This window comes from Neobacillus sp. NPDC097160, assembly GCF_044762155.1.
In the GTDB taxonomy this organism is placed as follows: Bacteria; Bacillota; Bacilli; order Bacillales; family Cytobacillaceae; genus Neobacillus.
Genome location: NZ_JBIWDU010000003.1, coordinates 420,893 through 439,831, shown reverse-complemented (window position 1 = coordinate 439,831; position 18,939 = coordinate 420,893). Strand labels below are relative to the sequence as shown.

Annotated in this window: 21 protein-coding genes and 1 riboswitch; of the genes, 9 read left to right on the top strand and 12 right to left on the bottom strand. The window is 36.3% G+C overall.

What is annotated here, in order from left to right; translation table 11 throughout:
* Positions 1 to 109 precede the first annotated feature (109 nt).
* Positions 110 to 379: a hypothetical protein gene (locus ACIQXV_RS06640; protein WP_402957123.1), complete on the bottom strand. Its 270-nt coding sequence runs from the start codon at positions 377 to 379 to the stop codon at positions 110 to 112.
* Between the two features lie 104 nt (positions 380 to 483).
* On the bottom strand, positions 484 to 1,056 hold the full coding sequence (locus ACIQXV_RS06635) for a YkoP family protein (RefSeq protein WP_402957121.1): 573 nt from the start codon (positions 1,054 to 1,056) through the stop codon (positions 484 to 486).
* Positions 1,057 to 1,292: 236 nt separating this feature from the next.
* Between ACIQXV_RS06635 and ACIQXV_RS06630 the strand changes: the two genes are divergently transcribed.
* Both ACIQXV_RS06630 and ACIQXV_RS06625 read left to right on the top strand, forming a co-directional pair.
* Positions 1,293 to 2,003 carry a class I SAM-dependent methyltransferase gene (locus tag ACIQXV_RS06630; RefSeq protein ID WP_402957120.1) on the top strand — a complete coding sequence of 237 codons (711 nt, stop codon included), beginning with the start codon at positions 1,293 to 1,295 and terminating at the stop codon, positions 2,001 to 2,003.
* A gap of 160 nt (positions 2,004 to 2,163) precedes the next feature.
* Entirely contained in the window at positions 2,164 to 2,415 is a 252-nt protein-coding gene (locus ACIQXV_RS06625; RefSeq protein ID WP_402957119.1) for a sigma-G-dependent sporulation-specific acid-soluble spore protein CsgA, read from the top strand.
* Between the two features lie 232 nt (positions 2,416 to 2,647).
* Here the strand turns inward: ACIQXV_RS06625 and ACIQXV_RS06620 are convergent, their stop codons facing one another.
* From ACIQXV_RS06620 to ACIQXV_RS06610, 3 genes are all read right to left on the bottom strand, one after another.
* Positions 2,648 to 3,517 carry a YitT family protein gene (locus ACIQXV_RS06620; RefSeq protein ID WP_402957155.1) on the bottom strand — a complete coding sequence of 290 codons (870 nt, stop codon included), beginning with the start codon at positions 3,515 to 3,517 and terminating at the stop codon, positions 2,648 to 2,650.
* 867 nt (positions 3,518 to 4,384) lie between these two features.
* Positions 4,385 to 4,990: a hypothetical protein gene (locus ACIQXV_RS06615; RefSeq protein ID WP_402957118.1), complete on the bottom strand. Its 606-nt coding sequence runs from the start codon at positions 4,988 to 4,990 to the stop codon at positions 4,385 to 4,387.
* Between the two features lie 195 nt (positions 4,991 to 5,185).
* A complete protein-coding gene (locus tag ACIQXV_RS06610) occupies positions 5,186 to 5,524 on the bottom strand; it encodes a YmaF family protein (protein WP_402957154.1) in 339 nt (112 codons plus the stop codon).
* A 202-nt stretch (positions 5,525 to 5,726) separates the two neighbouring features.
* Between ACIQXV_RS06610 and ACIQXV_RS06605 the strand changes: the two genes are divergently transcribed.
* From ACIQXV_RS06605 to ACIQXV_RS06595, 3 genes are all read left to right on the top strand, one after another.
* Positions 5,727 to 5,930: a DUF1657 domain-containing protein gene (locus ACIQXV_RS06605; RefSeq protein WP_402957117.1), complete on the top strand. Its 204-nt coding sequence runs from the start codon at positions 5,727 to 5,729 to the stop codon at positions 5,928 to 5,930.
* Positions 5,931 to 6,004: 74 nt separating this feature from the next.
* Positions 6,005 to 6,211, top strand: a complete 207-nt coding sequence (locus ACIQXV_RS06600) for a DUF1657 domain-containing protein (RefSeq protein ID WP_402957116.1) — start codon at positions 6,005 to 6,007, stop codon at positions 6,209 to 6,211.
* A 20-nt stretch (positions 6,212 to 6,231) separates the two neighbouring features.
* The gene (locus tag ACIQXV_RS06595) at positions 6,232 to 7,092 is read left to right on the top strand and encodes a DUF421 domain-containing protein (protein ID WP_402957115.1); all 861 of its coding nucleotides are present in this window, start codon (positions 6,232 to 6,234) and stop codon (positions 7,090 to 7,092) included.
* Between the two features lie 69 nt (positions 7,093 to 7,161).
* On the opposite strand, the gene ACIQXV_RS06590 is transcribed toward ACIQXV_RS06595, so the two are convergent.
* The 3 genes from ACIQXV_RS06590 to ACIQXV_RS06580 form a co-directional block, all read right to left on the bottom strand.
* Positions 7,162 to 8,130, bottom strand: a complete 969-nt coding sequence (locus tag ACIQXV_RS06590) for a DMT family transporter (protein ID WP_402957114.1) — start codon at positions 8,128 to 8,130, stop codon at positions 7,162 to 7,164.
* 92 nt (positions 8,131 to 8,222) lie between these two features.
* Entirely contained in the window at positions 8,223 to 9,452 is a 1,230-nt protein-coding gene (locus ACIQXV_RS06585) for an MFS transporter (RefSeq protein WP_402957113.1), read from the bottom strand.
* A 147-nt stretch (positions 9,453 to 9,599) separates the two neighbouring features.
* A complete protein-coding gene (locus ACIQXV_RS06580) occupies positions 9,600 to 10,415 on the bottom strand; it encodes a YitT family protein (RefSeq protein WP_402957112.1) in 816 nt (271 codons plus the stop codon).
* A 180-nt stretch (positions 10,416 to 10,595) separates the two neighbouring features.
* Positions 10,596 to 10,786, top strand: a riboswitch (Lysine riboswitch).
* Between the two features lie 99 nt (positions 10,787 to 10,885).
* Between ACIQXV_RS06580 and ACIQXV_RS06575 the strand changes: the two genes are divergently transcribed.
* Positions 10,886 to 12,367, top strand: coding sequence for an amino acid permease (locus tag ACIQXV_RS06575; protein WP_402957111.1), 1,482 nt, complete (start codon positions 10,886 to 10,888; stop codon positions 12,365 to 12,367).
* 65 nt (positions 12,368 to 12,432) lie between these two features.
* Here ACIQXV_RS06575 and ACIQXV_RS06570 read toward each other — a convergent pair whose 3' ends face one another.
* Complete coding sequence (locus ACIQXV_RS06570) at positions 12,433 to 12,651, bottom strand: helix-turn-helix domain-containing protein (RefSeq protein ID WP_402957110.1); 219 nt, start codon at positions 12,649 to 12,651, stop codon at positions 12,433 to 12,435.
* A gap of 160 nt (positions 12,652 to 12,811) precedes the next feature.
* Between ACIQXV_RS06570 and ACIQXV_RS06565 the strand changes: the two genes are divergently transcribed.
* Positions 12,812 to 12,985 (top strand): hypothetical protein, encoded by a 174-nt coding sequence (locus ACIQXV_RS06565; RefSeq protein WP_402957108.1) that lies wholly within the window; start codon positions 12,812 to 12,814, stop codon positions 12,983 to 12,985.
* A gap of 66 nt (positions 12,986 to 13,051) precedes the next feature.
* On the opposite strand, the gene asnS is transcribed toward ACIQXV_RS06565, so the two are convergent.
* A complete protein-coding gene (gene asnS, locus ACIQXV_RS06560) occupies positions 13,052 to 14,443 on the bottom strand; it encodes an asparagine--tRNA ligase (RefSeq protein WP_402957107.1) in 1,392 nt (463 codons plus the stop codon).
* Between the two features lie 333 nt (positions 14,444 to 14,776).
* Between asnS and ACIQXV_RS06555 the strand changes: the two genes are divergently transcribed.
* Both ACIQXV_RS06555 and ACIQXV_RS06550 read left to right on the top strand, forming a co-directional pair.
* Positions 14,777 to 15,007, top strand: coding sequence for a hypothetical protein (locus tag ACIQXV_RS06555; RefSeq protein WP_402957106.1), 231 nt, complete (start codon positions 14,777 to 14,779; stop codon positions 15,005 to 15,007).
* A gap of 182 nt (positions 15,008 to 15,189) precedes the next feature.
* On the top strand, positions 15,190 to 15,324 hold the full coding sequence (locus ACIQXV_RS06550) for a BA3454 family stress response protein (RefSeq protein ID WP_402957105.1): 135 nt from the start codon (positions 15,190 to 15,192) through the stop codon (positions 15,322 to 15,324).
* 116 nt (positions 15,325 to 15,440) lie between these two features.
* Here the strand turns inward: ACIQXV_RS06550 and helD are convergent, their stop codons facing one another.
* Positions 15,441 to 17,765, bottom strand: a complete 2,325-nt coding sequence (gene helD, locus ACIQXV_RS06545; RefSeq protein WP_402957104.1) for an RNA polymerase recycling motor HelD — start codon at positions 17,763 to 17,765, stop codon at positions 15,441 to 15,443.
* A gap of 200 nt (positions 17,766 to 17,965) precedes the next feature.
* The gene (locus ACIQXV_RS06540) at positions 17,966 to 18,811 is read right to left on the bottom strand and encodes a hypothetical protein (RefSeq protein ID WP_402957103.1); all 846 of its coding nucleotides are present in this window, start codon (positions 18,809 to 18,811) and stop codon (positions 17,966 to 17,968) included.
* Between the last annotated feature and the right edge of the window lie 128 nt (positions 18,812 to 18,939).

Below are 18,939 nucleotides of genomic sequence, written 5' to 3'. Positions count from 1 at the left end.
TTTTTGCCATAGAAAAATCCCCTCCAAGTAGTAGTGTATCATCCATAAGAAATAATGGACTTTTTTACACTGTCTACCTAAAGGGGATAATATCAAATGCGGACTTTTTTTAATGATTATTTTTCAATGCACTTTCCAATAACTCTTCTGAAAACTCTGTTAAAGCAGCATTGTCCATCAAATTTAGATTAGTCTTAGGTGAAAAATTTTTTACTGCATTTTGAAAAGGAAGTGCAAAGTCTTTACGCTTCCCTCTTGTTACCCCAAAAACAGCAGCACTTACACCTATGCCCAGTAGAGATGCCCACATAGCTCCTCTGCTTTTTCGTTTTGGTGCAAACATTTTGAAAAACGGCTGCCTCTTTATGCTTTTCATCATCAGCACTCCTTCCGCATGGAATGGAAGGTCTTACATCCACCCTTCCATTTGCTTAATTTGTGCAATTTGATGAAGATTATGTTTAGAAATCCATGCATTCATTGCTATTTAATGGATGAATTTCGTCCGTATTTTTCATAAAGCTTTTCTTTTGATAGGAATAAATAAGTAAGACCATTTTTTTGAAAGTGTTTGTAGGAATTGCTCGAAAGCAAAGAAATAGGCAGCTGACCAAGCTTTTTAATATATCTATACAAGCGGTTTGCTGGAGGAATGGAATCGAACCCAAGAGACCTAATGCCCTTATTAATGGTTGTAATTCCAATGATTCCCTTTATATTTGCCTCTTCAGGATGAGCTTTTAAATAGCTTGCCAGCAATGGCATGGAATTTAACACCAATTTATACATTAGCCTTGCTCTTTTTAAATCATTTTTTATTCTTACATAATCATTTAATAACCTAACATTGTGTAAGTGGATTTTTAATAAAAGATCATTTCTGTTAATCATTGTCCCATCAGAAAGTGTGAAATTCTCTCCTTTATATTTCGTAATTCGAACCCGGAATACGGATTGGTTGTTTTTGTCGTCGTAAATGTAATGTAAACGGGAACAAGAATAAAATAAAGGATCAATAAGCTTCCATATCCATAAAATTGTTAGACGTAAACTCATGCCCTTACACTCCCTTCAACCGCCTTCATTAATAGGATGATAAACAATTTTCATTTTAGGCTTGATATTGTAAGGATATGGTAGGATTCTAAAAAAAAGCAGGGTTATAGCCCAGCACATTTGTAGTTTACATAATAAAATTATAATTCTCATTGCTTATTTGTGTGTCGTTGAAATATGAACCTCTTTCCGCTTTTTATCATACTATGCAAAAAAGATATTGAGGTGGTGTGTCTATGGGAGGCTTAACTTATTTTGATTTCTTAGCGAAGTTTGGTGTTGGCGGGGCCCATCCTGGTGGAATCCTTTTGACGCAAAACATTCTTTCTGGAGAAAATATTACCGAAAACTCCTTTGTTTTAGATGCAGGCTGCGGCACTGGACAAACAGCAGCATATTTGTACCAGCAGTATAAGGCAAACGTGTTTGGTTTGGAAATCAATCCGATTATGGTTGAAAAGGCGAAAGACCGCTTTCAGACACAAAAACTTCCCATTCAATTAATCCACGGATCAATTGAAGAAATACCATTCGAAGAAAATTCCTTTGATTTTATTTTATCCGAGTCTGTTTTAGCTTTTGTTAATAAACCTAAAGCATTAAAGGAATTTTATCGTGTATTAAAAAAAGGCGGCCGTTTAATTGCTAACGAAATGACCATTAACAAGCGGCTCAGTCAAAAAGAAGAAACAGAAATAATGAATTTTTACGCTGTCGATTCATTATTATTGGAGGAAGACTGGAATCGCTTGTTACATGGGGCTGGTTTTCACAACATTGATATAAAAGCGCAGCCACAAGCCCTTAGTCATGGTAACCATGCACCGGAATTTAATTTTTCTAAGAATTTTGATCCTGAGCTTTTTATTATTCTGAATGAGCATGGAAATATTGTCTTAAAATATCAAGATGTTTTAAGCTATCGGATCATTACTGTTAAAAAGTAAAGGAAGCCCTTTTTTTTTTTCTAAATGGGTAGATGAGCAAGTACATTTGTACTTGTTCTTATTTATTTCAGTGTTTCTGTATTCTCTATTATTAAATATTCTAAAATGTATATTATTAACCACACATCAAAAAATAAAGGCGTGAAAGGATGGTGCAGAGATGGATAAGACGTTGGGGTATTTAAGAGAAACATTATCAAATTATACAGAAGAACATTCAGAAGGCAGGAATGTTTACAGGAAGCTAATGGAAGGGGCTTATACCTCTGAAGGTTCCTTTGTCAGAGATTTAAATCAAAAGGAAATAAATTTTTTAAATCACATGCTGCCAAAGGAAATTAACTATGCAAAAAAGGAACAAGATGAAAAAAGAGCCCATGAACTTAATGAAGTATTTGAGCTATTATTTTAAGGAACTGAAAAAGATGGCGGAATTGTCTGTCATCTTTTTCGGAAATATCTCATTTTTCGCAAAACTATTTCCTAGGGAAGCGCGCAATACGACATAGCACGATTCTAATAAATGGTGTTTTTTCTTATTAAACGACATGAATCGAAAAAAATTCACAAAACTTTTTATGATTTTTTCATAAATCTACTTAAAACCGACAAACCCTTTATTTTCGCCTTTATTTTTAATATTCCTAATGAATATCTTTTTTCTTAAATCGTCCACCGCGAACTTCAGCGATATCCGCAACTGCTAAAAAGGCACTATCATCATTCTCAGTAACAATTTCCTTCAATTTTGCCTCTTCAAGACGATTGATCACGCAAAAAATAACTTTTTTATCATCTCCTGAATAGGCTCCCTCTCCGTTAATGTAAGTAACACCTCGACCAAGGCGATTCATGATGGCATCGCCAATTTGTCTCGCGTTGTCACTAATGATCCAGACGGATTTAGATTCATCAAGCCCTGTTATTGTAACATCAATCGTTTTGTAAGCAACAAAATAGGCAATCAACGAATACATTGCCCGGTCCCATGAAAATACAAAACCAGCACTGCCAAGGATAAAGAGATTAAAAAACATAATAATTTCCCCGACCGAAAAAGGGAGTTTATTATTAAAGAGGATGGCAAGTATTTCGGTACCATCTAGCGAACCTCCGTACCTTATAACCAGTCCAACTCCAATGCCAAGGACAATTCCCCCAAAAACAGTAGCAAGAAGGATATCTTGAGTAAATGCTGGAACCGGATGGAGCAATGTAGTGCCAATCGAAAGTATGATGATGCCATAAAGAGTGGATAGTGCGAAGGTTTTTCCAATCTGTTTGTAACCAATAAAGAAAAAAGGAATATTAAGAATAAAAAGGAAAATTCCCAGTTTCCATCCAGTCATATACGAGAGCATGATGGAAATGCCAGTAATCCCGCCATCAATAACATTATTGGGAACAAGGAAGATTTCAAGTCCCACAGACATTAAAATGGCACCAAGTGTTATTAACAAAATTCGCTGAAAGATTTTTCTTTTCGTTAATCTTCGATGTTGAAGTTTTGCCATAATCGCTTCCTGCTGTTCGATCAAACTAATTTCTTGAATTCCTGTCATTATCTTGCCCCTTTCAAAAATAGCATCCTACGTTTATTATAACGAAATTTTACTTGGATATATATTTTAATGCTTATTATTTCATGTACTTCCATTAAAAAAGAGGATTACCTGTAACCGAATTGTAGAAAAAATAAAAAGAAGCTACCTCATTTTTGAAGTAACTCCTTAATAATTATTAACATCTTAGGAGACCCAACCATGACATCAGCATTTTAATGTTCTCAAATTTTAATTTCCTTTGAGTTAATGTTCAAACCTATAGGGGAACTTTGAAAACTCAGTCGATGTGTGTTTGTTCCGTTGAAGGAATTAATTCACATGTTTAATGGAATTCAAATTCCTAAAAAGAAACAAATTTTGGATTGACACCGTTTAAGACTCTTTATTCCCTCATTTGGGTGATCAGCTTCTTGGCAATGCAGTTTTTTTGTAAAGGTTTCGGTAATCGGTACATTGATAAAATTATTTTTATCAGTGTACAACCTATAAATCCTTAACTTTTGCCTTTGATATGGACTCTTTGGAATTCAAAGTATCCATTATGAAAGGATTTTGTTTTAGATTTAAAACTTTGCAAATAGAAATTGCATCGCTCCACCTGCCAAATGTTTTAGGAATAACCTTTCATTACTCGTTCACTACCGGAACGAACACGTATGGTTGAGCCTCCTAAGATGTTAACCTTTGGATTATTCTTTACATTTATAGTATATCACAGAATTTTTTGAATTAATCAAAACTTTATGGCAAAACTGTGAACTTTTGGAAATTTATTATTAAAACAAGGTCTTCCAAAAAATAAGGAAGACCTTAACACTAATCCACAATTGGATTTTTGAAATTATCTTTAACAGTAATTTTGTACTCTTTCACTTTCTGTTCGACCTTATATTTATTTGCAGAAAGTTTATCATTAAATGGAAGCGTTATTTTACTGCCGTCTGTCATTTCAAACTTATATTGAAATAATCCGGTGGTACCCTGATGATTTCTATAGACAATATGTACATTTGTCATTTCATCCCATTTATACTCTTTTTCCCCTAAGCCCGTCAACCCATTATAGTGGATGCCATCGTCGTCCATATAATAATAATTGGTTAGGCTTAAAATAAATGCCGGTATTGTTGAAAGAATTAAAATACCTGTGATCCATTTCAATCTGACGCCTTCCCATCGCTGCCTCAAGATAAGATATACCGTCAAAATAACAGCGATAAATAGCATTCCACCCATAAAAGTGATATAGGCCGAAAATGGCGTTGAAAAAAACCAATAGGAGCGGGAAAAATAGACCATGCTCTGATAGGATGCAATAATGACAAATGGTACGAAAAAGCTGCTAATAAACAAAATGATTGTATAAGCAACTAACTTAACAAAATGTTCCTCATCTACTTCTTTTCTTCTTAATAAAATCAAAAATCTTCCCCCCTGTATATTCTCTATTATTCACTGTTATTTTACCCCATATTTTCCAATTACAGAAACATTTGACGCAATTTTCTTAAAAAAGTTTAACAAGTAATCCATTAAGAATAACAATTCTTAAAGTCGAAATTTATACCTTCTTATCCATTAAAAAAACCAATCTGATTTTAGATTGGTTTTTGCCGGTTATTTCGACCCCGGGGCAGGCAGATCAACGCCTTTTACATGATGACTATGGCCATTATCTTCTGTTGTTTGAAAGTCATAATAATGGACATGCATTCCGTTCCCAACAGGGATGGCTGGCCCTGAGTATGCACGATAATGGTGTGTATGTCCATCCTCAAATAGGACATATCCTTCTGTATAATGAATATGTCCCCCATCTTGAGTCTGTATCGGTGGTGACGTTATATCCAGGCATTGATGCACATGGCCGGAACTAACTCCAGTGTAATCAACAGATCCATGGTTATGATGCGGCACAAATCCTTGAACAAAATCATCTTTTCCTGTATTTCTAATAATGATCACCCCTTTTTTACATTTGCTGTTACAACTATATGCATTCATGTAAAAAAAAAGTAATATATTTACGATTATGCTACTCTTCCAGATGATTGGAAAAAGTTTCAGATTAAATCATAAGAAATCCATGCATAAGCAAGAGGATAATCCACATACTATTTTTGTAATTTCAATTCACATGACGAAAGAAGGATTATTAATGACTGTAGGTACACAAGTAAAACAAGCACTAGCCGGTTTAAAAAGCGCACAGGCAAGTTTTGAAACCTTTGCATTGGCAACTGATAACCAAAATGCAAAACAACTTTATCAACAGGCTGCCCAGCAAACACAATCAGTTCTAGACAGCCTTGAACCACGCCTTCAAGAAATCACAACTGAAGAACCGCAGTATAATCAATAAAACAGTTATAGGTTGGCGATTTATGCCAACCCCTTTTTCATTTTTAGAATTTCCTATGAAAGGAAGTTACTTTTATGACAATCGCTTCAAACGTTAAACAATGTCTTTTCACCATAAAAGGAATTGAGGCTCAGTTGTCCTCCCTTGCATTAAATTCTCTTGAGGAGGAAGCGAAAGTTATTTTCCATGAGACAAGTTTGCTAATCGGGGATGTAAAAAAAGACCTACAATACCGAGTTTTAGAACTTGAACGACATGAACCACAATACAAAGGTACATAATATTTTGAGGTGAGAAACATATGCCAGGTTGGATATTTATTATATTTCGCTCGATAATTTTCCTGCTGCTCTTATTCATAACAACAAAAGTTCTTGGAAAAAAACAAATTTCGGAGCTCTCCTTTTTTGAGTATGTTGCAGGTATTACGATTGGAAGTATAGCCGGCGAGGTTGTTACGGGACTTGAGTCAAACATATATCATGGGGCATTAGCAATCGTTGTGTTTGGAATTGTTACTTTTTTGTCTAATTATTTTTCGATAAAGAGTAAAAAATTCAGTGATTTCGTGGAAGGTAAAGGGACCGTTGTCATTCAAGATGGGAAAATCTTAGAAAATAATTTAAAAAAGGAAAAGTATACGATTGATGAGTTATCCGCACTGCTTCGCCAAAAAAACATTTTCAAGGTCGCGGATGTAGAATTTGCCGTTTTGGAACCACGCGGCAATTTAAGTGCCTTATTAAAAAAGGAAAACCAACCATTAACACCTAAAGATTTGCAAATGAAAATGCCGAATGAGAAAGAACCACAAACGATCATTATGGATGGGAATATTGTCGATGAGGCATTACGATGTGCCGGAAAAGGCAGGGGCTGGCTTTATTCCGAGTTAGAAAAACAAGGAGTAACACTTGATAATGTATTCCTCGGACAAGTGGACTCATATGGAGATATAACAGTTGATCTTTATGATGATAAAATTAAAGTACCAACACCCGCACAGCGGCCGTTATTACTGGCAACCTTAAAAAAAACGCAGGCAGACTTAGAGATATTTTCACTTGAAACCAATTGTGAAAAATCAAAAGCGATGTATAAGAAAAATGCGGCATTCTTACAGGAAACAATCGATAAGCTGGCGCCGTACCTTAACGGATAAATAGGAAGAATGACAAAAATCCTTATCAATTGATTTGATAAGGATTCGTTATTCCGACAGAATTTGAATTTATGCACTTACCTTTTGAACCTTCAGCTTCACTATTTTGTTTGAAACATAGCTGTGCAGTATCATTCCCGCCATGACCAATGCCATGCCGCCCCAAGATAAAGCTGAAGGCACTATCGAATTTAAGAGCAATAACTCTCCGATTACTGCGAATAAAACTTCCATTGATTGTGTTGCCTCCACAGCAGCAAGCTTCTGCATGTCTCCTCTTACGAGATCTGTCGCATGAAAAAATAAAATAGTTGCTATCACACCTGAGGATATGGCAACGAGTGCTGATTGGGTAGTTTGTGCTAAACTGGGCGGCCCCTCATCTATCAGTCCATAAATGGATAAAACAATCCAGAAGGGCATACTGGCTAACGTCATTCCTAATACACGCTGAAAAACATCAAGGCGCCCGCCGCATACCTCCATCATTTTTCTATTCCCTAACGGATATGCAAAAGATGCAACGATCACCGGTAATACCCCTAAGGATATGGCCATAATAGACAAATGATTGGCCTGTTCTACCTGCATCAAAATTATTCCAAGTACAATGATTAAAGACATTCCTAATCCCTTGAAGGGAATTTTCCCCTTAATTAGACTTGGACCATTATCGGTCATAACTGTTTCATAGAAAAACGGTGCAAGCAGTGAACCGGAGATAATTGTAATCTGCCAAGTTGCCGCAATCAGCCAGCCCGGGGCATATGCTGCTGAAAAACAAATAGGAGCGTAAAATAATCCGAAGCCAATAGAACTCCATAGGAACCAGGCACCTGGCCGCTGTTTCATTTCCAAAAGCAATGGTTTTAGATTTTTCCTGCCTATTACAATTAAGAAAAGAAAGGGGACCATAAAGAAATACCTTAAGGAAGCGCTCCAAATCCAGCTTCCTCCCGCAAGTTCCATCGATCTATTTAGAATAAAAGTAAACGCAAAAAAGAAAGCAGCAAGGATGCCTATTAGGATGGGCCGCATGGTTTTAAATCTCCTTTGTATTTTGAATATAGTGTTATTTTCCATGAAAAAAAGGAAACCTTCAAGTGGTTTCCCTAAATTTACTTTTTTGATTAGCCTCTTTTTTCTATCGTATTTAAAAAAAGATATTTTTTGCCTATTAGCGCAACCGAAAAAGAGCAGATGAACAGTCCGGTTGCTGCCATATAGGTGGTTCTTACACCAAATGATTCGGTAATCCATCCCATTACTAGTGACGAAATACCAAAGGCACCAAATATCAATGTACCTCGGGCGGAATAGACTTTGGCTAAAAGTTGTTCTCTTGCGCTTTGTTGGATAATCGTGGTCTCAGCAACATCACGAGCCATTTGTGGCAATCCAAATAAAAAGGAAACGAATAAAGCAAACCATGGAATAGAAGTCGTTCCAAATAAAAACGTAATCGCAATTAAGCTACAGGTGGACCAGAGGATTGTTTTTCCTAATTTTTTTTCTAAAATATGTGAAAAACGATAGATTAACAGCCCTCCAAATAACATTCCTGCAAAAAAGGAGCCATTTATTAATCCCCACCAGCTCTCCCCTTTATTTAAAGCCTCAGCAACATAAACAAACAAAATAGCAGCAATCCAAACTCCGTTAGCAAAGGTTTCAAGGATATTCATGAAACTAATTGTCCTCAGCTGCTTCGAATCCCAAATAATCCTCCAGCCCTCTTTTAAGGCATCCATCCGCGATTGCTCTATTTGAGTCTGCTGATTCGTAACATGTTTGATTAACCCCATCAATGCTGTCGATAGCACGTATAAGATAAAGGTTAACCAAAGAATCTTAGCAGCACCCATTGCTACTAGCAGGATACTGCCGATTGGCCAGGCAACAAGCTGAACGATTTGGTCGGAAATGGAGAGTAAACTATTGATTTTCACAAGCTTTCTCTTTTCAACCAAACTTGGAACAAGTGCGTTTCGAGCGGGAGAAGCCCAGCCATCTAAAAAAGAAATAAAACAGATGAGCAAATAAATCCAAAATAGCCACCCATCATTAAAAACAGTTGTAGTTAAGCACAATGCTAACAGCAGTAACGTTTTTCCGCTTTGTGAAAAAAACAAGATTGACTTAAGTTTGTATTTATTGATGACCAATGGTGCCAATAACCCGCTAATTAACGCAGAAAAGGTATTAAAAAATGGAACCAGTGACATATAGGTAACAGAACCCGTCGCATCAAAGATCAATTTAATTAAACAAACCACATATAAAATGTCTCCAAGATTGGCAAACATTTGTCCAAACCAAAGAAACCGGAAGGAAGCTTGTTTTCCGACAAAAATGGACATAGTACACCCTCACTTTTTATTGAATTTTTTTATAAAAAAGTAAGGTTTATCTACATCGGACATCCTCCATTTATAACCAGTTTCATTTCTTTTCAGTATAGCAATTAAAAGAGATAAAAATAACCCCAAATTTTGGGGTTATTTTTATTATTGAGGATTCGGCCTGTGGAACAGGCCCATTACTTCAATGGTTTCTGTAATATTCACGAAAGCGGCAGGATCCACTTCCGTAATGAGGTTTTTCACTTCATTCAATTCATACCTAGAAATGACTGTAACCAATACGTTTCGTTTGTCATTGGAGTAGCCTCCTACTCCATCCATGATTGTCAACCCTCTATATAAATTAGTCAGTAAATGCTCTCTCATTTCTTGACCTTTTTCTGTAATAATCATTAACGTTAATTTCGCATGGTCTGTGTATATCGCATCAACCACTTTACCAGTTACATAAATAGAAACTAATGTGTTTAATGCCGAATCCCAATTAAATAAAAAGCCACTTATAACGATAACAACGGCGTTCATCCCTGATAGGAGTGTGCCAATCGGAAAATCTCTTTTCCTTGATACAATCATTCCGATGATGTCAAATCCACCAGTTGAACCAGAACAGCGGAACACGATTCCTACCCCAATACCCGTCAGAGCACCGCCAAAAATCGAAGATAATATCGTATCTTTAGCAATCTCATGTACTGGAACCAAGTATAATCCCATTGAAATAATAAAGACTGAAAAAATCGAATTCATAATAAATCTTTTTCCAAGCATTTTATATCCGATAATCAATAACGGAAGGTTTAACAGAAAATTAGCAAGTCCCGTATTGATTGGAGATACCATTCCAAAAATCATCGAAATACCACTAAGCCCGCTGCTTAATACCTGATGAGGAATTAAGAAGAGATTAAATCCAACCACGACAATGAGTGACCCCAGTATTAATCCAAGAAACTGCAACTTTTATCATCCCCCGCCATTTGTTCTTTTTTAAAATAATACCGATTCTCGAATGTGAAGTAAATTTAATAGTTTTTTACAATAATAAGAAATTGTCTGTAAATTTTTCCATTGACTTTTTCAAAATAATATTTATACTTTATAAATATATTAACTTCATAGTAAAAATCCTCATCAAACCGATGAGGTAGAGGTCGCGGTTTTTATAAGTAATGCGGACGAGATGTAGAGACATCCCTGACTCCGTTTGAAAGGAAAAGCTGCCGAAGTGTGTTTTTCATCTCTGGAAAAGCATGCTGGGGCTGTCTCCGAACAGGAACAGAACTGTCACGCATAGTCCTACCAGCCATGCGTGTTGAGCTATCTTTCGGAAGGTATGATGCGGGGTATTGACAATGCCATCGATTCTACTTCGATGGCATTTTTTATTCCAAACTCCTTCCTGAAAAAAATAAAAAGGAGTCATGACCATGCAAACAGCAAGACCACTAAAACAAAATGACTATACCGGTGAACTGACACCAAAAAATGAAACGACTGAACTAAAAAGAAGCTTAAAATCACGACACCTTACAATGATTTCACTTGGCGGAACAATCGGAACCGGCCTATTCCTTGCAAGCGGCGGCGCCATTCATTCTGCCGGACCTGGCGGTGCCATTCTCTCCTATCTTATCATTGGGGTCATGGTATACTTTTTAATGCAAAGCTTAGCAGAGATGGGCGCCTATATGCCTGTTGCCGGAAGCTTTAGTACGTATGCGACTAAATTTGTTGATCCTGCCCTAGGCTTTGCGCTCGGCTGGAATTACTGGTACAACTGGGCTATCACTATTGCTGCCGAATTAGCTGCTGTAACCATGATCATGAAATTTTGGTTCCCAAATACCCCATCATTGGTTTGGAGCAGCATCTTTTTAGTGATTATGTTTCTATTAAATTATCTTTCTGTAAAAGGTTTTGGGGAAGCTGAATATTGGTTCTCTCTAATAAAAGTAGTAACGGTTATTATCTTTATTATTACTGGAACATTAATGATTTTTGGTATTATGGGAGACCATGCGATAGGATTTAAAAACTTCACAATTGGTGATGCCCCGTTCCACGGCGGATTTATGGCCATGCTCGGTATCTTTATGGCTGCGGGATTCTCTTTCCAAGGGACCGAGCTTTTAGGTGTTGCAGCAGGTGAAACCGACAATCCTGGAAAAGCTATTCCAAAGGCAGTAAAATCAGTATTTTGGCGGATTCTTTTATTTTATGTACTAGCGATTTTAGTCATTGGACTTCTTATTCCTTATACAAATAGCAACTTAGCAAATGGAGATGTTTCTGTTAGTCCATTTACACTTGTCTTTCAAAAAGCTGGCATTGCCTTCGCAGCTTCTGTAATGAATGCCGTTATCTTAACAGCGGTATTATCTGCCGGAAATTCAGGAATGTATGCTTCGACACGGATGCTTTGGGATTTGGCTCGTCAAGGAAAAGCCCCAAAATTTCTTGGTAAACTTAATAAAAACGGTGTACCGGTAAATGCATTAATTGCCACAACCTTAGTGGGAACTCTTGCCTTTCTTGCTTCTTTCTTTGGAGATGGCACCGTTTATGTATGGCTCTTAAACGCATCCGGTATGTCAGGTTTTATCGCTTGGCTCGGAATTGCAGTTTGCCACTATCGTTTTCGTAGAGCATTTGTGGCGCAAGGCAAGGATCTTAGCCTATTACCATATAAATCAAAATTCTTCCCATTTGGTCCAATTTTCGCCTTTGCCGTCTGTGGTTTTGTTGTTTTAGGACAAAACTATTCTGCCTTTATGGGTGACCATATCGATTGGAGCGGTGCATTAGTTTCATACATCGGTTTACCATTATTCCTATTATTATGGCTTGGCTATAAATTTACAAAGAAAACAAAGGTTATTCCTTTGGAAAAATGCGATGTAACAAACTAATAAGGATATAAAAAACAGACTCATTATTCGAGTCTGTTTTTTATTTGACTACACATTATAACGCTTTACTTTTCCTCGGATGACCAAACATATAAATCTTCAATTTGGCAATTTAATTCCTTGGAAATTGTCATCGCAGTATTTAAGTTCATTACTTTCTTTGACAAGTAATCGTTAAGCTGGCTTTGAGGAATGTTTGTATTCCTTTCCAAGCCTTCTAAGTCCATACCGTTTTTGGATAAGAGATCTTTGAGGTTACTTTTTTTTGCTTTATAATTAGTCAAAATGACACCTCGCTTTTGTAAAGCATACCATAGTTACATTATAATGGAAAGGTGGACGGCTTCCATTCTTCCATTTGCTGATTTCATATTCCGTTAAGTATCAAAAAGGAACATTCATTTTGTGGTATACTTAAGAAGGAATAGTAAAGGGGTGTTGAATTTGAAAAACTCAAATAACCGCTACATTAATGGTCAAACAGTAAATATTAAAGAAACAGGTGAAGTTGTTACAATTTTAAAATGGCAGTATGTAAAAAATATGAAGAGATATTCTTATATCGTTAAAGAATACCCAGGTACATTTTATTTCGAAGAAGAGCTGCAAGATTTATAAACCAAAAAATGACAACGCAAAAGAAGACCAATTCAGCGAATCGGTCTTCTTTTACTTCTTCAGCATTTAAAATTCTGCATTGCCTGGTGTTCTAGGAAAAGGAATTACGTCCCTTATGTTAGACATCCCAGTCAGGTACATAATTAAACGTTCAAACCCAAGGCCATAGCCTGAGTGTTTCGTCCCGCCGTATTTTCTTAGCTCTAGGTACCACCAATATTCTTCTTCTGTCATACCAAGCTCATTAATTTTTCCGGCAAGAATGTCTTCCCGTTCTTCACGCTGACTGCCGCCAATCAATTCGCCGATTCCCGGTACAAGTAAATCGGTCGCAGCAACCGTTTTGTTATCCTCATTTAAGCGCATGTAGAAGGCTTTAATTTCTTTTGGATAGTCCGTAACAAATACTGGCCGTTTGAATACTTTTTCGCATAAATAACGTTCGTGCTCTGTTTGCAGATCAAGTCCCCATTCCACCGGGTAGGCAAATGTTTCCCCTGACTCTTTCAACATCTCGATTGCTTCTGTGTACGTCACACGGCCAAAGTTTGCCTTATGGGCATTATTTAGACGCTCTAACAACCCCTTTTCAATAAAGCTGTTAAAGAAGTCCATTTCTTCAGGAGCTTGCTCTAAAACAAACCCAATTACATATTTCACCATTTCTTCGGCTGAATCCATGATATCTGGAAGTTCTGCAAATGCCAGCTCTGGTTCAATCATCCAAAATTCAGCTGCATGTCTAGCTGTGTTAGAATTTTCCGCTCTGAACGTTGGCCCGAACGTATAAACATTTCGGAATGCCAGCGCAAATGCCTCCGCTGAAAGCTGCCCGCTGACAGTGAGATTTGTTTCTCTATTAAAGAAATCTTTGCTCAAATCCGTTTTTCCTTCTTCATTTTTAGGCAGATTGTCCATATCAAGTGCGGTTACTCGAAACATTTCCCCTGCACCTTCCGTATCACTGCCGGTAATAATTGGTGAGTGCACATAAACAAATCCTTTATCTTGGAAAAATTTATGAATAGCATATGATGCTAATGATCTCACACGGAAAACGGCTGAGAAGGTATTCGTTCTTGGACGTAAATGGGCGATTGTTCTTAAATATTCAAAGGAATGCTTTTTCTTTTGTAATGGATAATCAACATTTGATGTACCTTCAACAAAAATGTCAGTTGCTTTAATTTCAAACGGCTGCTTTGCTGTTGGTGTATGAATAAAGTCCCCCACTACTTTTATCGATGAACTAATCGGAAGCTTTGCAATATCCTTAAAGTTCTCCAATTGTTCATCGAATACAATTTGCACCCCTTTAAAGAAGCTGCCATCATTTAATTCAATGAACCCAAAGGTTTTGGAATCGCGAATCGTCCGTATCCACCCAGACAACTGGACCTTTTGGTCAATATAACTTTCCGTATTTCTGTACAAATCCTTGATTAAGGCCTGTTTCATGAGTTTTCCTCCTAAATCATATGTATAAGGTTTAGTTAATAGTCAGTAGGATTGTATTCATCCCGCTAGTCAAGATGACAAATAAAAAAACTCCCATCCCCTTTGGGACGAAAGGTGAGATTCGCAGACTATCATCGTTTTTCTTATATCCCTTCAATATTATATAAAATATTATACCAAATAAGCAATATTCAACAAAATTTCTGGTTCAAAAGTGGCTTGTTCATCCTTAATCCCCATCATATTTTTGATAATTTTCAGAAAATTAGCAGGAATTTTTTAATTGTAGTCGAATTATTAAGAAATAATCGATTCTTGATTGGGGGTTACTTTGTGGACAAGGTTACATGTATTGCTTATCTTCTATACAAGTCTTCTAAGAATCAAGACATCCGAGAAAAAGCTATCCAATTATTGAATGGCGATGTGTCTATTCGCGATCTCAAACGAAATGTTTCTATTCAAGCACATCTAGTTATTGCAGAATCCTTACTGAAAAAAAACAAAATAGATAAAAACCAAGTGCAGTTATTTGCAGAGGAATTTATGGTGCTCGAGGTTTAAAGCTTCCATTTGGAAGTTTTTTTAATATTTTCGAATAAAATACCAATCCTGAATGTCCGGTAACAATTGTCGAACAACTATCGTCATAAAATATAATTTTCCGTAATACTATGAATCGTTGTCTAATTTTGCTTCATCAAATATTTCATTCAACAATTTCAATCGTAAAGAAAGGTGATAAAATGGTACAAGTGGAAGTAACAATAACCTTCGAAGGAAAATCCTATTTAACGAATGTCATTACAAATCGAGAAACATCTGAAGATGAAATATTACGTCTTGCTTTTGAACAAGTCCAAAAGCAATGGAAAAAATAAGAAAACAAAGCCGCTAGGGCGCTGGAGCTGGACATTTCTCGACGTCGAAATTTATACTTATCAATAAAAAAGCTGCAGGATTCACAAGAATTCTACAGCTTTTTTTGCTTACGATTTTATCTTAACTCATACGAATCTTTAGACACAGAATCCATGAGCGGACTGATTTCATCTGTTGCAAACATATGCAATTCATGCATGGCACGGGTACAAACTGTATAGAATAATTTCCGTTCACTTTCTCTCTTATATTGCGAACAATCATAAAGAATGACGGCATCAAATTCGATCCCTTTTGCCAGATAGGACGGAATCACAAGATTGCCCTTTTCATAGGACACGGTCCCTTTTTCGATTAAATGAAGCGGCAATTCGTTTTTCAGTGTTTCATAAACCGCCTTACTCTCTGTGACAGTCCTGCAAATAACCGCAATCGTGCGATGTCCCTCCTCCTTAAATTCCTTCATTTTTGTAAGAATTGCACTATTCACCTCAGCATGTTTTACCCCTTCAATTATCGGCTTACTGCCCTTGCGGTTAAATGGTTCTATTTTTTCTCCGCCGTCAATCAATCCGCTTGTAAATTCGACAATTTCCCTCGTAGAACGATAGGTTTTTGTTAACACAAATGCCTCAACATCTTCATCGCTAAAATTCAAATCCGTAAGAACTGTCTCTGAACCCGTCGCACCTGAGAAGATCGCTTGATTGAAGTCCCCAAGCAGCGTTATTTTGCTATAAGGAAAAAGCCTTTGGATAAAAGCGAATTGAAATGGGGAATAATCTTGTGCTTCATCAATGAAAATATGGCGAATCGCTGTGTTCGATTTCCTACCCTCAATTAAATCCTGAAGGTATACGTATGGAGTGGCATCTTCATAAGGAATAACCCTATTATGAAAATTCTCTACTGTTAACTTACAAATCTTTGACCAGTTTAGCGGAAGACTTTCATCTGTTATTTTATCTTGTTCAAATATTTTCAGATAAACTTGAGTGGTATCAATAAATTTCAAATTCTTCACTCTTACAAATAATGGCTTGAATTTTTCTTTTACGACCATTTCTGCAAGAAACTTTTGTTCCCGCTCAAAATCATCAAATGTATTGTCTGAAAATCGATTTTTCTCTTGAAGTTTTTTGAATGCCTCCATATAATCCTCTTTTTCAAGGAATTGGATTTCTTCCTCCACCCAGCTCCTTGAACGTTCCCGTTTCATTGCACGTCTTAATTCTTTTAGTAACCAATCCTTGACGAGCTGTATCCTGTTTGGAATGGAATAGTTTTTTTCAAGAGCATAAAAAAAATCATAAATTTCCTTTTTCGTTATGATTACATCTCCCCTAAAGGATAAATCCCTAAAGAGCAAGCCATTACTGGATAATTTGGATGCATACTGATCAATGATTTTTTTAAAATTCAGGCTTGCCTTAAAGCGAATTCCTTCCACTCTTGTTTGATACTCTACTTCATTTTCCCCACTGAGCAGATATTCCATTTGAGTAAATGGATCCTCAACTGCAAACGCTTTTCCAAGCCTGTGATTTAAGTATTCCTGGAAAGTAGATTGCTGCATATTTTCTTCGCCCAGCTCAGGCAGCACCGTTGCAACATAACTATTAAATAAAGGATTCGGTGAAAAAAGCATAATGTTTTCTGCATTCAATGTTCCACGATATCGATACAGCAAATAGGCAACACGCTGCAGGGCCGCAGAGGTTTTCCCGCTGCCTGCTGCTCCTTGGACGATAAGGATTTTACTACGCTCATTTCGAATAATTTCGTTTTGCTCCCGCTGAATCGTGGCAACTATACTTTTCATTTGTGTGCTAGCGTTGTTTCCAAGGACTTCCTGCAGCATTTCATCCCCTATCGTTACACCTGTTTCAAACATCCCTTTAATTTCTGCATTCCTAATTATAAATTGGCGCTTTACTGTCATGTCGCCTTCGATAGTTCCTTCAGGCGTTTTATATTGTGCCGGCCCTGGAGAGAAGTCATAGTAAAGGCTGGATATAGGTGCACGCCAGTCATAAATTAAGAAATTTTCGTCATGTTTATCCATCAAGGATGCGATCCCTAAATAAACTATATCTGGGGATTTTTCACCGTCTTCATAAAAATCAATCCGGCCAAAGTACGGGGAAAATTTTAACCGGGAGAGGGTATTCAGATGTTTATCTAATTGTTTATGTGTCCGCTCCCGTTCAGAAAGCAGTTCAGTCTGCTGTTTTATACTGGCGGCTGTTTCGATCATATCATCAGGTTCGTCTAAATTTATGGTAACATCCTCCCAAAAGGTTTTACGAATCTCGAGAACATCTGAGCGAACCTTACCAGTATTTTGCTTTAGCTTGGATATCTTTTGATCAATTTCCTTTACAACTGCACAGACTCTTTCTTGTTCTTTCTGCCAGTCCTTATTCTGTAACTCGCTCATATAACCACTCTCCAGATTAAATTTAGCTCCAATTGCTTGACAATCAAAAATAGCTGTGTTAATGTTATAATAGATACTTTATAAATATTTTTAATCTCAACAATTTATTCCAAATGTCATTCTATCATGATCCTCCGGTATTTTCAATAGGAGGTTTCTTTAAACAAATAATAAACGCCACCTGTGGGCGTTTATTATTTTTATTTCTCACTTCCTTCTCGTTCTCCATATACCCACTCCCTGTATTTCCCATAAACAGAAACCATGACAATTCTTACTAATAAATATTCAATAAATTGAAGATTATTTTTTAAAAGCTTAATCCTTTCAAATAAATAATTTAAACATGTTGAAAATAGGATTACCCTTAGCTTCGCACCCAAATCATTATCTTTTTTCAATGAGTACGCAGTAAAGAACGATAATGTAATGGAATATAACGGAGATAAAATAAAATGTTCCCTCCATGAATGATACCTGCCCATTCCAAATCGAAATTTACGAAAGATCGCCAATAATAAAAATAAATTTGTCTCTGTTACCATGACCATCAAAAAAAAGGATACAAAACGAACGATTGAATTTTTCTTAACGAAATAGTGATACCAAGAATCGCTCCATTTAAAATAAAGTGGCAGGAGTAATAAGGTATATACCGTTTTCCACCATACGTGTTTAAAGACCCTAAGACGCAAAAATAATAGTTCAATTAATGAAAAGTAAATGCTTCCGAAAATCTTTGCAGGCCACCCTGATTTTGAAATTGTTAAGAATACTGCGGTAAATGGTATAAAAATTGCCTGTGATAACACTGCACCGAATATATTGTCTAAAAAGCGGTTTTTTAATGCATTCGGTTTATAGACGTATGCCTTGAATAAGTTTAAAACAAAATACTCGAATAGGTAGGCAAATCCCATATTAGAGACAAGCAAAACAAAAATATTTTTTCTATTTTTGATTCGATAAAAGGTTAAACCAAGGAAAAAGGTGTGAATTAAAAATAATATTAAAAAAGGAAAACTATTTCTTTTTATTCTCCTCATACAAATCCTTCCTCCTCAGCATTGTTTATTTAAATAGTATTAGAAAAAAACCAAAATTAATTAATAAAAAAAGATTGACAATTTTATGGCACTCGACATATAATTTATCTTGAAATAAGTTATTTTAA